At 71.9% G+C, this 15301-nt stretch carries 10 protein-coding genes; 4 read left to right on the forward strand and 6 right to left on the reverse strand.

Translation table 11 applies throughout. The features are described from left to right. Positions 1-55: 55 nt before the first annotated feature. From GZ997_RS00685 to GZ997_RS00695, 3 genes are read right to left on the reverse strand one after another with little or no spacing between them, the layout of a single operon-like run. Positions 56-1540, reverse strand: coding sequence for a DUF5719 family protein (locus GZ997_RS00685; protein WP_162678456.1), 1485 nt, complete (start codon positions 1538-1540; stop codon positions 56-58). Then, complete coding sequence (locus tag GZ997_RS00690; RefSeq protein ID WP_162678457.1) at positions 1537-5595, reverse strand: glycosyltransferase; 4059 nt, start codon at positions 5593-5595, stop codon at positions 1537-1539. The genes GZ997_RS00685 and GZ997_RS00690 overlap by 4 nt, the downstream gene beginning before the upstream one ends. Then, positions 5592-5909: a WhiB family transcriptional regulator gene (locus GZ997_RS00695; protein WP_073327151.1), complete on the reverse strand. Its 318-nt coding sequence runs from the start codon at positions 5907-5909 to the stop codon at positions 5592-5594. Before GZ997_RS00695 ends, GZ997_RS00690 begins: the two co-directional genes overlap by 4 nt. A gap of 275 nt (positions 5910-6184) precedes the next feature. Here GZ997_RS00695 and GZ997_RS00700 point away from each other — a divergent pair, with 275 nt between their 5' ends. Continuing rightward, entirely contained in the window at positions 6185-7111 is a 927-nt protein-coding gene (locus GZ997_RS00700) for a TIGR03089 family protein (protein ID WP_343212233.1), read from the forward strand. Positions 7112-7190: 79 nt separating this feature from the next. On the opposite strand, the gene manA is transcribed toward GZ997_RS00700, so the two are convergent. After that, on the reverse strand, positions 7191-8378 hold the full coding sequence (gene manA / locus GZ997_RS00705) for a mannose-6-phosphate isomerase, class I (RefSeq protein WP_162678458.1): 1188 nt from the start codon (positions 8376-8378) through the stop codon (positions 7191-7193). A gap of 114 nt (positions 8379-8492) precedes the next feature. Between manA and rfbA the strand changes: the two genes are divergently transcribed. Further along, the gene (rfbA, locus tag GZ997_RS00710) at positions 8493-9365 is read left to right on the forward strand and encodes a glucose-1-phosphate thymidylyltransferase RfbA (RefSeq protein ID WP_162678459.1); all 873 of its coding nucleotides are present in this window, start codon (positions 8493-8495) and stop codon (positions 9363-9365) included. A gap of 104 nt (positions 9366-9469) precedes the next feature. Then, positions 9470-10969: a bifunctional dTDP-4-dehydrorhamnose 3,5-epimerase family protein/NAD(P)-dependent oxidoreductase gene (locus tag GZ997_RS00715; RefSeq protein WP_162678460.1), complete on the forward strand. Its 1500-nt coding sequence runs from the start codon at positions 9470-9472 to the stop codon at positions 10967-10969. A gap of 64 nt (positions 10970-11033) precedes the next feature. Here GZ997_RS00715 and GZ997_RS00720 read toward each other — a convergent pair whose 3' ends face one another. Then, positions 11034-12494 (reverse strand): hypothetical protein, encoded by a 1461-nt coding sequence (locus GZ997_RS00720; protein ID WP_162678461.1) that lies wholly within the window; start codon positions 12492-12494, stop codon positions 11034-11036. A gap of 196 nt (positions 12495-12690) precedes the next feature. On the opposite strand from GZ997_RS00720, the gene GZ997_RS00725 reads away from it, so the two are divergent. Continuing rightward, positions 12691-14013: a UDP-glucose/GDP-mannose dehydrogenase family protein gene (locus tag GZ997_RS00725; protein WP_162678462.1), complete on the forward strand. Its 1323-nt coding sequence runs from the start codon at positions 12691-12693 to the stop codon at positions 14011-14013. A 10-nt stretch (positions 14014-14023) separates the two neighbouring features. Here GZ997_RS00725 and GZ997_RS00730 read toward each other — a convergent pair whose 3' ends face one another. Then, on the reverse strand, positions 14024-15301 hold the full coding sequence (locus GZ997_RS00730) for a hypothetical protein (protein ID WP_162678463.1): 1278 nt from the start codon (positions 15299-15301) through the stop codon (positions 14024-14026).

Below are 15301 nucleotides of genomic sequence, written 5' to 3' on the forward strand. Positions count from 1 at the left end.
CCCCACCCTAAACGATCATTCCGGGCGGGCCGGCGCCGTCTGCGCCCAGCCGGGGTCAGTGCAGCAGGAGGCTGCGGGTCCCCTGGACATCGGCATCAAGCACGGCCGGGAGCACGGAGATGAGCTCTCCGGGCACATCTTCCCCGACCTGGGCGGTGACCACGGCGGCCGCCACCACCTGCTGGCCGGCGGGACCGGAAATCTCCAGTGCGGTTGCCTCTGCGGGGGTCGGGACGGTGAGCGTGGCGCCCGCGGGCACGCTGAGCTCCTGCTCCCAGTCCCCGCCCACGGATGCCAGGGCGACCGTGGCGGCATCCGGGCCGGTATTGGTCAGCACCACGGTTGGCTCCAGGCCACCCGCCCGCGGCAGTGCCAGGGCTGAGCCCCTGGTGGCATCGGTGGTTGCCTGCACCCAGGCGATGTCGTGTGCAAGCGCTCCGGAGCGGTCGGGGTACTCCCCCGCGCTGCGCACGAGCTTCACGGCGGCGCCGACGGGCGTATCAGACGTGACGCGCACCCCGTAGGCGCCGGGCCGCACACCCGCCAGGGAGAAGTCGAATACCGCGCCCGCATCCACGATCACCGCGGTGGCACCGGCCAACTGCTCCTCGCCCCCGGAGCCAAGCAGGGAGATGGATACGGTCGTCGGCACGTCTGCGGGGTTCACCACCCGCACCAGCGGCGCATCGGAGGAGACGGCACCGTCAACCTGGGCCTCCCCCTGATCGGCGGCGTCCACGAGCACGACTCCGGGTATGGCCAGCTCGGTGGCCGGGGCGGCACCGGGCGTCAGCGTGTCCACGCCGGCGGGGGTCTCCCCGTCGAGTGACTCGGTCACCAGGACCGGGATGAGCGTGCCGCCGTCGGCCTCCACGCTCAGCGCCAGCCGGTCGTCCGCCGCCCCCGCAACCTCGAGCAGCAGGGTCGCGGTCTGCCCCGCACTCACGGAAACCTGTCCGGAGGAGGGCAGCGTCAGCTCACCGGTAGAGCCGTACAGGTGAATAGTCGCGGTGACGGTAGTCAGGCCGGGATTTGTCAGCCGCAGCTCGGAGGAGGCGCCGATGTCTGCCGAGCCGCCCACGATCCAGGCCACGGAGGCGGGCGTGGTGCACGGGGCGGCGGCCAGTCCGCGCAAATCGCCGGAGGGGGTCAGCCAGGTGACGGTGCCGATGGCGCCGGCGGAGCCGCCGCCCGGCTCCCCCACGGTGAGGATGCCGCCGTCGGCCTGGGCGAGGGTGGTGGTTCCACCAATCTCCTCCGTGCCGTAGGTCAGCACTGAGTCCTCGTCGCGGGCGGTGATGGCGGTCGTGCTGGCCGCCTCCCCGACGTCGACGCCGCCGATGGTGTTGCGCGGCGCCGCCGGGCAGCCGTAGACGATGTCCGCACCAGGCGCAGGCATCGCAATGGCGGTCACATTCTGGCTGGTGGCACGGGGCGTGCGCGTGCCCCACCAGGTCAGGCCGACCACGGCCGCCAGGACCAGCAGTACGGCAGTCAGGCGCAGGGCCGCGAAGAACAGTTTGCGGCGTGATGAGCTCATGCGGCAGTCCTCCTGCGACGCAGGGGCAGGGCCACCAGCGCAGTGATCACCCACACGGCCTGGATTCCGCGGGCGGCGAGGCCGCCGATGCGGGTGCCGTGGGTGACGATGAGCTCGCCGCCGTCGGCGGGGACCTCGAAGCCGGTGCGCCAGCGGCCGTGTGCGTCGGTGATGGGGGCGGGCTGGAGCGGGCGCCCGTCCAGCGCTGCGCTCCAGGTGCCGTCGTTGCGCTCGGACAGGATGAGCAGCCGCTGGCCGGTTCCCGGCTCCAGGACGGTGCGGATGGCGGTCCTGCCGGTCGTGTCCGCGGGCACGGTGGTGGCGGTGCCGGCGCTGGTGACGAGCACGGCGCGGGCGGACTCGACGGCGTTGCTGGGGGACACGCGCCAAGACGTGCCCGAGTCGGTGCGCGCCAGTTGCTGTAGGCCCGGCGTGGCGTCCAGGCCCGCGCGGGTGGACGCCGTCAGCCCGTCTCCGGCCGCATCGGTGAGCAGCACCACCGCGATGCCGTGAGCCGCCAGGCCGTCGGCGACGTGCTCGTCCTGTCCGGCGGCGGCGCGCACCACCAGGTCTGCCAGTTCGGCGTCGGCCGGGTCGGTCAGCGTGATGCCGAGGGCATCATTCGGCTCAGGAGCGCTGGGAGGGGCAGGCGCTGCGGCTGCGGGTAGGCGCGCAGTGAGCTGCGCAGCCAGGACATCGGGGGTGACGTCGGCCAGTTGGCTGCCATCGCCGCGCCAGATCCGCACGCGCAGCTCATCTCCGGCCGCGGAGAGGACCAGAACCCGCCCGGCGGCGTCGGAGGCCTGGATCTCGGAGGCGATCACGGGTATCCGGCTCCCGGCCGGCCGCAGTGCCATGACTGCCGCGTCGGTGCCGGTCGCCGTCGAGTCGCGTGCGGCCAGGGCCCAGGCACCGCCCACCGCCAAGGGGGCGGCGAGGGCGGCGAGGCCGATGCCCACCACGCACACGCGGGCCCAGCGCCGCCAGCCGGCCGCGCCTGCATGCGGGGACGTCACCGAAGGGTACGCGGGGAAGCACGCGGCCCACACCGCGTCGGCCCCGGCCAGGGCCGCCGCCATGAATCCCGCCAGGGCGAAGGAGATGCCCGTCCCCGCCCAGCCGGTGACGGTTTGTGCGCCGGTGCCGTCAGCCTGCGTGCCTAGGGCTGTAATCATACGCGTTCCAGCAGCGGCCAGGGCCAGGCCGCCCAGCCCCATCAGGAAACCTGCCAGCGCCCGAGCGCCGCGGCGCCCGCCGACCACCAGGCCTGACACGGCCGCCGCGGGAACAATGGCCAGCAGGGCCTTCAGCGTCAGCGCCAGGGCGGGGTCGTCGACCAGGTACTCGACGTCGACGGGCATGCCCAGGACGGTCTCAATGGTGCTGGGTGGGGCTACGGCGATGGGCACGCCGGTGTCAGTGAGCAGGTAGCGCGCGGCGGCGACGGCGTCATAGGACTGCGCCAGGCGCAGTGCACGCCACCAGGCGGGCAGGGCGGTGACCGCAACCGGCACCAGCGTCAGCAGCAGCCGCAGGGCGCTGCGACGCACGCACACCGCCAGCAGCACCAGGCCCACCACTATCGGCGCGGCCGTTGCGGGTGCGGCGGCCACGATCAGGCTCAGCAGCAGCCCGGCGACCGCGGCGGCGGTGGGGGAGCCGGTCCCGTAGCGCTCCAGGAGCGCCGCCGGGACCGCGGCGGCCGCTTCCGCGGGCTGGTCCAACTCTTCCGCGGGCTCGGCGGGCTCCTGCGCGGGCCGGTCGAGCTCTTCCGCAGGCCGGTCCGGATCTTCCGCGGGCTCTTCCGCGCCCGTTTCCTCCTCGCTCCCCGGGGTGGTGCCGGCCCGCACGACGGGCACGACAGGCATGTCCGCATCCGTAGCCGCGCGAGTCCCATCGGCTAACTGGGGCGCCGATCCGGCGTCCGGCTGATCATCGCCCTCCGGCTGGCTATCGTCCTCCGGTCGGCCATCAGCCGACGAGTCGGGCGCGGCAGCGTCCGGCTCCGCGGTGGGTGAGGCATCGGCGGAGAGCTCAGCGAGGTCCTCGATCCGGGCGGAGGCGAACCGGTCCAGCTCATCGCGCTCCTCCTGGGTGGCGTGATGCGCACCGACCATCCCGGACAGGACCACGTCGCGCCGATCCGCACCCACGGCGCGAGCCAAGGCCGTCAGTGCCCACGGCAGCGTCAGGTGCACGATGACAGCGGTCAGCCGTCCCTGCCCGACGGCCAGTAGCAGGGTCGGCGCCAGTGACCACACGCACGCAGCCCAGGCTCGCAGCGGGACTCGGCGAGTAACGGTCCCGGCCGCGTACCAGGCGCCGAGCGCCGCCAGAGGAAGGGCCAGTAGCAGCAGGATGCGCACCAGGGCGTCGCCACCAAGTCCGAACCAGGAGCCCACCGCCACGGGTAGGGACAGCACCGCCAGCAGCGGGTTCACGGCGGCGGGATAGCCGTCCCCCGACAGTGCCCAGGTGGACCAGGCGGCATCCCACAGCTCGCGCCAGCCCGAGCCGAGGGAGGGTAGGGCCCCGCCAGTCACTGCCCGAGTGACCAGCAGCCGTGACATCCCGACGGCGGCAACAGCGGCAACGGCTACGAGGGTGACCGTCAGGCCGACTCGTCGCCGACGGGTGAGAACTGCCAGCTCGCGCAGCTCCAGCTCGCTGCGAGCGGCTTCCCGGGCCATGCGCTCGCGTTCCTGCCGCCGGCGGTCGCGGCGGGCGGCCCGGATATCGCCGGCGCTGGTGTACAACTGCGCCAGCACCGAGCGGCGCACGCCGTGGTGCGCGGCCAGGCGCCTGCGGCCGCGGCGTATCACACCGGCGTCACCGGCGACGCCGAAGGCGGCAGCCAGCTCGTCCCGAGCCAGCGCGGGGTCCTTGGTCAGCAGGCGCCAGCCGGCGCGCGCCAGGCCCAGCAGAACCATCCAGGCGAGCAGCAGCGGCACGGGGCGAGCCGAGAATGTCGCCCACGCCCTCAGCTGGGCCGTGCGCCGGGCGCGAAAAGAGCGATCGGGATCGGGCTCGGGAATGGCGGTCGCCGCGGTGGCGGCCGGCTCGTGAGAGCGCCCACGACCGAGTCCGCGCGCCGCCTGAGGCTGCTGGCCGGGCCGCAGGCCGAGGAAGCTGGCACGGCGGTGGCGGATAATGGCATCCGGGACCACTACCACGCGGTGCCCCGCCAGGCGCACCGCCCGGGACAGCTCCAGCCCGTCATCGAACACCGGGAAGGCGGGCGAGATGCCGTCCACCTCATCCCAAACGGACCGGTCGATCAATGCCCCGGCGGTACCGACCGCGAGCATGTCCGACCGGTCGTCGTACTGTCCCTGGTCGATCTCACCGGCTACTACGTCATTGGCTCGCCGGGCCGAGGCTGTGGTGCGCAGCCCGACCTCCAAGAGTTCGCGGGCATCGTCCCAGTCAACCTGCTTGGGACCTGCCAGGCCCACGGAGCGGGCCGACCGGACCGCGCGCTCCAGCGCCTCCAGGCAGTCGGGCTCCGGGGCCGAGTCGTCATGCAGCAGCCACAAGCGCCAGCCGTCGGCGGTGTCCTCAGCGGGGGGCGTTTTAGCCGCTACCCCAAGCGTCTCGGACTCCGATATCGGCGACATGGCACCGGTAGGGCCGGTAAGGGGGCCGGAGGCCGACCCCGCGCCGAGATACTCCCCCTGCCGCGCACCGGCACCGCCGGTGCTCAGCTTGCCACCGTGACGGCGTCTGCGGTTGCCGCGCGCAACGAGCTCCGCGTACTTCGCCAGGCCGCGCTTGACCGCGTCGCCGAACCCGGTGGCATCCGGTACACGCACCACGCGCACGGCGGTGGCAGAGTCGGCACCGGAGTCGACTACCGCCTCCTCGATCGGGGTGCCGTCACCCAGGCCATTGCTGCGAGAGGCGACGTCGACGATGAGCAGGACATCGGGGGCGGTTGCCTGGCGGGCCACCGCTCGTAGGGTCTCAGGCAGGTAGGGGGTTACCCCGGCTGATACGAGGACCGCGAGGGTCCCGGCGGGCGAGGCGTACGGTCCGGCGCTTCCCGGCAGGCTCATACCGCGCGCCGTTTGAGCTTGCGGCGCTCGCGCTCAGACAGTCCTCCCCAAATCCCGAAGCGCTCGTCATTGGCCAGGGCGTACTCCAGGCATTCCTCACGGACTTCGCAGGAGGCGCACACGCGCTTGGCTTCGCGCGTGGAGCCACCCTTCTCAGGGAAGAAGGCCTCGGGGTCGGTCTGAGCGCACAGCGCGCGCTCCTGCCAGGCCAGGGGGCCCTCATCGGGATCGTCGTCGCCGAGCAGAAGGAGGAGCGCCTCGTCGTCGGCGTCGTCGGACCGCTCAAGCGGACCGTCGCCGAGGATGTTCCACACGATGGCTTCCCTTCAGGATACGGACGATGTTTACGTAGAATTACACGGGTGTGAGCCGCCGTGAGTCAAGCCGGGTGCGGGAAATTCACTCAATTGCGACGGCTCGGAGGCCGCCGCGGCGAGCCCGGCCCCGCAGTCACTTTCGCCCGGTATTGCACCGCTGGCCGCTACCTCGGGCAAACTCGCGCCCGACCCGGCCAACCGTTTTTATGACAATCAACTGTGAGCTTGCTGTGCGCTCGCAGGCGGCGGTGTGTATCTGCTTGGATCAGACGGTGACCAGAACCGTGACCCCAGCAGCCGACCGCCTGGAGGACCTGCCCGACCCCCTGGCGCCCCTGCTTCCCTCCGCCGCGGACGCAGACCGCCCGTGGCTGGTCTGGTACGCACCCGGCGAGCGGGTGGAGCTGACCGGGCACGTGCTGAGCATGTGGCAGTGCAAGATCGCCAACCTGCTCACCACCGAGGCCCACACCGACGACCCCGCGGCAGGGCCGCTGGTGCGCCTGGACCTGGGGGTGCACTGGCGAGCACTGACCTGGTGCGGCGGCGCGTGGCTCGTCGGCGGCGCGGTGGCCTTCACCGAGCCGGCCGCGCACGCCGGCTCATCCCCCTCCCCGGGCGGAGTACTCCGCCCAGCGGACGTATCGGTCGCATTCGAGCCGGCAGGCCTGAGTGCCGACGCGCAGGTGCAGGTACTGGTGCCGCGCGAGCCGCTGGCCACGCGCTGGCCCGGGACCCTGCCGCCACTCGTACTGGATGGCGTCGCCGACGTCATGCCCCACGCCGACTCCTTCCCCGCGCGTGCGGTCGGCGGGGCCACCACCGCGATGGTGCACTACCCGGCGCAGGCGCCGGGCACTGCCGTCGAGGTGTCGCGCGACGCGCTTGTCGCAGACCTGACCCCGCCCCTGCTGGTTACGCCCGGCGGGACGGGTGCGGGCGGTGCCGGCCGCGCGGGCGGGGAGGACCGGACACACGCTGCGCTCCTCGGCGGGAACGGCCGAACGGGTGGGGGCGCCCGCGCGGGTACGCGCGCCGTCCTGGTGCGCGCCGGAGCCGCCCAGGAGGCGGTGCGCGGGGTGCTTGCGGCGTGGCAGGCCGGCCTGACCGCCGTGCTCATCTCCCCCGACGCCGATGAGGCGCTAGTCCGGGACGCCGCCCGGCAGGAGGGCGCCGAGGCGGGCAAGCCGCGACGGTAGCCCGAAGGCGGTAGGCCGGGCGTGCAGCTGCGGACACCAGGACGTCCTCGTCCCGGCGCACCCGGCCACCTGCCGGGGCCTACGGCACATCGGCCTGGACGACAGTCCCCTCTCCTTCAACCGCAAGGGTGCGCTCGTCGGCGCCGATGAACAGTGCCTGCCCGCGGGTCAGCCGAGCCTGCCCGGCGGGGGTCGTGATCGTAGTCTCGCCGTCGGTGGCCAGCACGATCCGGGGCCCGCGACCGGGCACCTGCACCCGCCCGTCCGGCGGCACCACCGTGGTCACCAGCAGCTCGAAGTCATCCACAGGCACGTAGTAGGCGCGTGTGGCGCGAGACAGGTACTCGGGGGCGGGCCGCACCGGGGGCGCCGCGACATAGTCCACGCAGGCCAGCATCTCCGGCACATCCACGTGCTTGGTGGTCAGCCCGGCGCGCAGCACGTTGTCCGAGGAGGCCATGACCTCGATACCCATGCCGGTCACGTAGGCGTGCACCGAGCCGGCGGGCACGAACAGGGCCTCGCCCGGCCGCAGCGTGACCGGGTTGAGCAGCAGGGCCGCAGCCACGCCCGGGTCGCCGGGGAAGGAGCGCCACATGCTGATGACGTTGGAGTCCACGCGCCTTGAGGGAGATGCGCCTGCGGTCAACCGGGTATCGATCTCCGCGACGAGCTCGGCGATGTCGGCCTCCCCCGGGCGCGTGCCGGCGGAAACCAGGTCCGTGAACACCTGGCGAATTCCGAAGCGGGTCGGATTCAGCCGCAGGGTGCGACGCATACGCCGTGCCAGGGGCGAGTGCAGGTCGGCGAGCACCTCCGCCGCCCGCCGCGGCGCCCGGAAGCCAGCGACCGCCTCGAAGTGCGTAAGCGCCAGCACCATCTCCGGCTTGTGGTTGGTGTCCTTGTAGTTGCGTACGGGACTGCCCAGGGGGACCCCGGCCTCGTTCTCCAGCTCATGGCCCTCCACCGCCTGCTCCAGCGAGGGATGCACCTGCAAGGAGAGCACCCGGGCGGGGGCGATCAGCTTGAGCAGGAAGGGCAGCTTGGGACCGAAGCGCCGCACCACGTCCTGGCCCAGCAGGCGCTCCGGATCGGAGTCGATCAGCGCCGCCAGGGTGCGCTCCCCTGCGCGCGTGGTTCCGGCCGGGTGCGCGCCGAACCACTGCTCGGCCCACGGCTTCCCGTCCGCCTCGACGCCGAGGAACTCGGGGATGGCCTCGGGCGAGCCCCAGTCGTAGCGCTGCCGCGCGCCGTCAAGACGTTCCATGGGCGCCAACGGTAGCCGACGAGTCGGCCCCGCAGCGGCGCGCCGGGCGGATTCGCGTAAACCCGTCCGGCTCATTTGCGGCGAAGAGGGCCGCGGATGAGCCAGACTGTGCCCATGCGAGGCATCATCCTGGCCGGCGGATCCGGCACGCGACTGAACCCGATCACCCTGGGCACCTCCAAGCAGCTGGTGCCGGTGTACGACAAGCCGATGATCTACTACCCGCTGAGCACGCTGATGCTCGCCGGCATCCAGGACGTGCTGGTCATCACCACCCCGCACGACGCCCCCAGCTTCCACCGGCTGCTGGGAGACGGCTCCCAGCTGGGTGTGAACCTGTCCTACACGGTGCAGGAGGTCCCCAACGGCCTGGCGCAGGCCTTCGTGCTGGGTGCGGACTTCATCGGCGACCAGCCGGCCGCCCTGGTGCTGGGCGACAACATCTTCTACGGCCCGGGCATGGGCACGCGCCTGCGCCGCCACACCACCCCGGACGGCGGCGTCGTGTACGCCTACCAGGTGGCCGACCCGAGCGCCTACGGCGTGGTGGAGTTCGACGCGGACTTCAAGGCCGTGTCCATCGAGGAGAAGCCCGCCCGCCCCAAGTCCGACTACGCCGTGCCCGGGCTGTACTTCTATGACAATGACGTGGTGGAGATCGCCAGGAACCTTCAGCCCTCCGCGCGCGGCGAGTACGAGATCACCGACATCAACCGCACCTACCTGGAGGCCGGGAGGCTCACCGTGGAGGTCCTCCCCCGCGGCACGGCCTGGCTGGACACCGGCACCTTCGACTCCCTGGCCGACGCCACCGGCTTTGTACGCACCGTCCAGCACCGGCAGGGCCTGAATATCGGCTGCCCGGAGGAGGTGGCCTGGCGCATGGGCTTCATTGACGACGACGGCCTGCGCGAGCGCGCCGAGCCGCTGGTCAAGTCCGGCTACGGCCAGTACCTGCTCGGCCTGCTCGAGCGCGGGCGCAGATGACACTGCCGACGCCGGCGGCGCGAGCCGCGAGCGCCGCGTCCCCGTCCGGCGCCCACCATGATCCGTATCCCGCGAACACTCATCCCCACGAGCATTGGAGACTCATGACTGACAGCACCGACACGCCCGCCGCCGGCACCAACGGCGTGGAGACGGCCAAGCCGCTCGGCGTCCAGACCACCCCGATCCCCGGCTTCCTGCGCATCGACCTGACCGTGCACGGGGACAACCGCGGCTGGTTCAAGGAGAACTGGCAGCGGGAGAAGATGACCGCCCTGGGCCTGCCGGACTTCGGGCCGGTGCAGAACAACATCTCCTTCAACGATGAGGTCGGGGTGACCCGCGGCATCCACGCCGAGCCGTGGGACAAGTTCGTTTCGGTGGCCACCGGGCGGGTATTCGGCGCCTGGGTGGACCTGCGCGAGGGGCCGTCCTTCGGCACCGTGTACACCACCGAGATCGACCCCTCGGTGGCGGTGTTCGTTCCAAAGGGCGTGGGCAACGCCTACCAGACGCTGGAGCCGAACACGGCCTACACCTACCTGGTGAACGACCACTGGTCTCCCGACGCCCAGTACACCTTCCTGAACCTGGCCGATGAGACCGTCGCCGTGCCCTGGCCGATCCCGCTGGAGCAGGCCATCCAGTCGGACAAGGACCGCGGCCACCCGCGCCTGGCCGACGTCGTCCCCTTCCCCGCGGACGACGCCGCCGACGCCGGCGGCACGGCAGCCTCCGCGCCGGGCCGACGCGTGCTGGTGACCGGGTGCAAGGGGCAGCTCGGGCGCGAGCTCATGAGGCAGCTGCCCGAGGCCGGGTACGCCCCGACCGGCGTGGACCTGCCGGAGGTGGACATCTCCGACGCCGACGCCATGGCCGCCTGGGACTGGTCTGCTTATGACGTCATCATCAATGCTGCCGCCTGGACGAACGTCGACGGCGCCGAGACCCCCGAGGGACGGCGCCTGTCCTGGCGGGCCAACGCCACCGGCCCGGCCAACCTGGCCCGCGAGGCGGCCCGCCACAGCCTGACCCTGGTGCACATCTCCAGCGAGTACACCTTCGACGGCGAGCTAGAGCCGCACACCGAGGCCGAGGCCCCCAGCCCGCTGGGCGTGTACGGCCAGTCGAAGGCGGGCGGCGATGCCGCCGTCGAGGCCACCCCCAGGCACTACCTGGTGCGCACCTCCTGGGTGGTTGGCGACGGCAAGAACTTCGCCAAGACCATGGCCTCCCTGGCCGCCCGCGGCATCGCCCCGAAGGTGGTGGACGACCAGACCGGCCGCCTCACCTTCACCACGGACCTCGCGGCCGGCATCATCCACCTGCTGCGCACCGGCGCCGAGTTCGGCACCTACAACCTGTCCGGCGAGGGTCCCGTGGTGTCCTGGTGCGACGTCGCCAAGCGCGTGTTCGAGCTGGTGGGTCACAGCGCCGAGGAGGTCACGCCGGTTTCCACCGCCGAGTACTACGCGGGGCAGGAGGGCATCGCCCCCCGGCCCCTGCGCAGCGCCCTGGACCTGAGCAAGATCGAGGCGGCCGGATTCACCCCCGCGAACTCCATGGAGCGCCTGGACGCCTACGTGCCCACCATCGAGCTGTGAGGCAGGTGTGCCGCGGGGCGCCCGCGCCGCTCGGCTGACGGGCCCCGCGGCTGCGCCGTCGGAACTACTCGGCGCCGCTCAGCGCCGCGGCTCCTCCCAGCCTGCCGATTCGGACCACCGCGATCGTCCACGCCACGAGCGCCGCGCCCAGCAGCACGATCGCGGGTCCGGGCCAGGCCGGGAATCCCCCTGCCGGGGCAGCGGCGCCCTGTTGCGCCTGCTGCCACCACCAAGGCACGAAGAACACGGCCCACAGGGCGAACCAGGCGCCGGTGGCGATTCCGGCCAGCCACCGTGAGCAGGTCAGGCCGCCCGCCATCAGCACCGCCAGCGTCAGCAACGCCGGCAGCAGGTAGCGCGGGTGAAGGCCACCGCCGCCAGCCGAGTACTTCAACTGCATCGCCACGATGAGCACGGCCTCAAGGCCGAGCACCCCGGCCACCGCCAGGTCCGCGCCGGTAGCGCGCCGACGCACCAGCGCGACCACGCCCGCGGCAAGCCCGCATGCGGCGGGCGCCGCGATCAGTACGAGACCCACCCCTCCCAGGGCGGGCACGGGCACGAACAGTGACAGCAGTCGCTGCCAGGTTTCCGGCCGCGCGGCGAGCTCGGAAACCGGGACCTGGTGGGTGTTGAAGTGCTCGGCCGCCCACTCGGGGTGCCCGCCGGTGATCGTCCCGGTCAGGCGCAGGTTGCGCAGGTAGAACCAGCCCGCGGACAGCGCCACCAGCACGCCCACACCGGCACCGTTGAGCAACGCGGTCCACCGGCCCCAGCGGTCGCGTCCCGCCCCGCGCACCATTCCCTCCAGGACGATCGCGAGCATGCACACGGCTACCACTACCATCAGCGACAGGCGGGTGAGCAGCGCGGCGCAGCCGAGCACGGCAAGCAGGAGCCAGCGGCGCCGCGTGGGGCCCTGGCGGATGAACTGGCAGGTCAGCGCGAGGCAGGCGGCCATCAGCAGGGTGGCCAGGGTGTCGTTGTACACGGCCCCCGATACCCCGAGCATCGAGCAGCACAGCGCGGCGATCAGCATCGTGGTGGGGGCAAGTAGCCGATTGCGCGGGAAGGCGACCTGCGCGGCATACCCGATCACGGCAACGGCGGCGGCCCCGAGCAGCACGTTGAGCGCCCTGGCGGCCAGGCCCGCGGCCAGCACGCCTGCCCAGTCCGTCAACCCGCCTGCGAGGGGGGCCATGATCAGGTAGAAGAGCGGCGGGTGCTGGGAGACGGACTGCACGGACAGGGGTGTCCTGGGGCCAGACCCCGGAATCACCGGCCCGGTGAAGAAGTCGGGCCATTGGCCGTGCCAGAGCTGAAAGGCGTAGTCGAGGTGGTTGACCTCGTCAGCGCTGCCGAACAGGGGGATCAGCAGCGCGCGGCCCGCCGCGCACAGTACGAAGCCAACGAGCACCGCGCGCCCCGCGCCGGAGATCGCCCGGCTGCGCGGCCGCCGCCGTGCCCCGTACCGGTGGTCGTTGGGATCGGCGGGAGTTCGGTCCTGGGATGGCGCGCTTCTCACCGGGTCACAATAGACCGGCTCCTGCGGTGCGGGCGCTTTGGTCGGCACGCTCGCCTGCGTGGCCGCACACCTTAGTTGCCCCGGTCACGCAGACGTGAGCCCGGCTCCGCCGCTGTGCGCAACGAGTCTGAACCCAAGTCCGCCTTTGGGGCGCGACACGCGGCGGCTGCGGGGCCGCGTCCGCTAGCCTGCCTGCATGCGTATTTCCGTAATTGGTTGTGGGTACCTGGGCGCTGTGCACGCGGCTTCGATGGCCGAGCTGGGGCACACCGTGGTAGGTGTTGACGTCGATGCCCGCAAGGTGGAGCTGCTGTCCCAGGGCAAGGCTCCCTTCTTCGAGCCCGGATTCGAGGAGATCCTGAGCCGCAACGTGCAGTCCGGCCGCCTGACCTTCACCACCGACTACGCGGCGATCGCCGGCGCACAGGTGCACTTCATTGGCGTGGGCACGCCCCAGTCGGACAGCGGCGCTGCCGACCTGACCTACGTAGACGCCGCGGTTGAGGGCATGCTTCCCCACCTGGGCCGGTGCACCGACGGCGTCGAGGTGGTAGCCGGCAAGTCGACTGTCCCGGTCGGCACCGCCGCCCGCCTGGCCGAGCAGGTCGCTCCCGCCGGGGTGAGCCTGGTTTGGAACCCGGAGTTCCTGCGGGAGGGTTTCGCGGTCAAGGACACGCTGGACCCCGACCGCATGGTCTACGGCCTGCCCGCGGACGAGCAGTCCGCCGCGGCCGCGCAGGCTGTCCTAGATGAGCTGTACCGCCCCATCATCGACGCCGGCACGCCCCGGCTGGTGATGGACTACCAGACGGCGGAGCTGGTGAAGATCTCCGCCAACGCCTTCCTCGCCACCAAGATCTCCTTCATCAACGCCATGGCACAGATCTGCGACGCCGCCGGCGCCGACGTGACCGCGCTGGCCGGCGCCATCGGCCTGGACGACCGCATCGGCAAGCGCTTCCTGCGCGCCGGCATCGGCTTCGGCGGGGGCTGCCTGCCCAAGGACATCCGCGCCTTCCAGGCGCGCGCCGCGGAGCTGGGGGTGGGCGACTCGCTCGGCTTCCTCGCCGAGGTGGACAAGCTCAACGACGCTGTACGTCACTCCGTGGTGGATACCGCCCGCCGCCTACTCGGCGAGGACCTGGCCGGGAAGCGGGTGGCGGTGCTCGGGGCCGCCTTCAAGCCCGACAGCGACGATATGCGCAACTCCCCCGCGCTCGACCTGGCGCAGGAGTTCACCGAGCTGTCCGCCTCCGTGGTGGTCACGGACCCCGCGGCCGGCCCCATCCTGGCCGCCCGGGAGGGCCTGCCCTACCAGATCGCCGGCAGTATCGAGGAGGCGCTGACTGGCGCTGACCTGGTGGTGCTGGGAACCGAGTGGAAGCAGTTCACCACCCTTGATCCTGCGAAGGCCGCCGAGCTGGTGGCCCGCCGCATCGTTATCGACGGCCGTAACGCACTGCCGCGCGAGGACTGGAAGGCTGCGGGATTCACCTACGCGGGTATCGGACGGCGCTGAGCCGCCCGCTTCACAACGACGCCACCGTCCAGCTGACCGGGTTGATTCCATCGCTGGACGGCAGTAGGACGGTGGCGCCGTCGGGCGACAGCGCCGGGCGCGAGTAGCCCGCCGCCTCGCCCAGCCGGATCAGCCCGGTACCGTCCCATGCGACTGCATACATGCCGGTCTCCTCTCCGTTGGAGCCGGAGCCCCAGGCGAAGCGGGCGGTGCCCGCCGAGCCGATGATGATCGCGGACGGCGTGTGCAGCCAGGTCTGCGGCGCCTGCTGGTCAGAGTTCCACAGGCCGATGTAGGTTCCCGCCTCCGCGGTTGCTGAGGACACGGCAACGGCTCGGTGGTTCCCGGCGGCCCAAACGCCCGTGACTTGCCACGATGAGTCCGCAGAGCTGATCGACATTACCTCCTGGGCGGTGCCGGTCGCCTGCTCCCACTGGGTGAGTGTGGTGAGCGCGCCCTGCGCGTCGGGCTGCGCGAACAGGACGCCGCCGTCAACGGCTGCCGGCAGGTCGCCGGTGGCGACGACGGTGTGGTCCTCTGCGCCGTCCAGTGCGAAGCGAAGTACCTGCCGCTCCCAGGCCTCGCCGACCGCGACGGCGGAGGCCCAGTACACGCTCGTGCCGTCAGTGGTGGGGACGACTTCAAACGGACCAGTGGGCGTCTGGGTGGTTCCGTTCAGCTCCTGCGCGGAGCCGATGAGCTCCGCCTCCTGGCCTCCCGTGCGCCGGTAGGCCCACAGCTGCCAGTTGTCGATCACCGATGAGGCCTCAGACTCGACGTCTACCGTGGCGGCCCGCCACACGATCCAGTCGTCGGTGGCGGAGCCGTCCTGCGGCTCGAAGTACTCCTCCGGATCCACGATGGCGGGAGGCGCGGGCGTGAGGCGCTCGGGACCCGCGGGGGTCAGGACGGCGGCGGCGTAGGACATGAGTGCATTCGGGTTGGCGCTGACCGACCCGAAGACCTCCGCCCCGGACAGCGGTAGGACGCCGATCTCGGAGTAGTCGCCGCCGAAGCCCCACTCGGTGGACAGCACCGCAGCCTGTGCCGTCTGCGCTACCTCTATCGGGGTGGTGGTGACCGGTTGGCCGACCAGGGAGAACGGCAGGGTGGAGCCCTGGTCCGTGGTGGCGGTGGCCGCAGCCGTGGTTGGCGCCGTCGGCGCCGTGGGGGCAGCCGCCCCGGTTGTGGCCGTTGTGGCCGGAGTCCGACTGCACCCGGCGAGGAGCAGCCCGCAGGACATGCCTGCGGCGGTAAGCAGCCTGCGCCTACTGAATACCCGCGTCAT

Source organism: Actinomyces sp. 565 (assembly GCF_010365615.1).
In the GTDB taxonomy this organism is placed as follows: Bacteria; Actinomycetota; Actinomycetes; order Actinomycetales; family Actinomycetaceae; genus Actinomyces.

Bases quoted from the DNA above. Each gene is read 5' to 3' on its own strand.
- GZ997_RS00685 (WP_162678456.1), bottom strand. From the start codon at position 1,540: ATGAGCTCATCACGCCGCAAACTGTTCTTCGCGGCCCTGCGCCTGACT.
- GZ997_RS00690 (WP_162678457.1), bottom strand. From the start codon at position 5,595: ATGAGCCTGCCGGGAAGCGCCGGACCGTACGCCTCGCCCGCCGGGACC.
- manA (WP_162678458.1), bottom strand. From the start codon at position 8,378: ATGGAACGTCTTGACGGCGCGCGGCAGCGCTACGACTGGGGCTCGCCC.
- rfbA (WP_162678459.1), top strand. From the start codon at position 8,493: ATGCGAGGCATCATCCTGGCCGGCGGATCCGGCACGCGACTGAACCCG.
- GZ997_RS00715 (WP_162678460.1), top strand. From the start codon at position 9,470: ATGACTGACAGCACCGACACGCCCGCCGCCGGCACCAACGGCGTGGAG.
- GZ997_RS00725 (WP_162678462.1), top strand. From the start codon at position 12,691: ATGCGTATTTCCGTAATTGGTTGTGGGTACCTGGGCGCTGTGCACGCG.
- GZ997_RS00730 (WP_162678463.1), bottom strand. From the start codon at position 15,301: ATGACGCGGGTATTCAGTAGGCGCAGGCTGCTTACCGCCGCAGGCATG.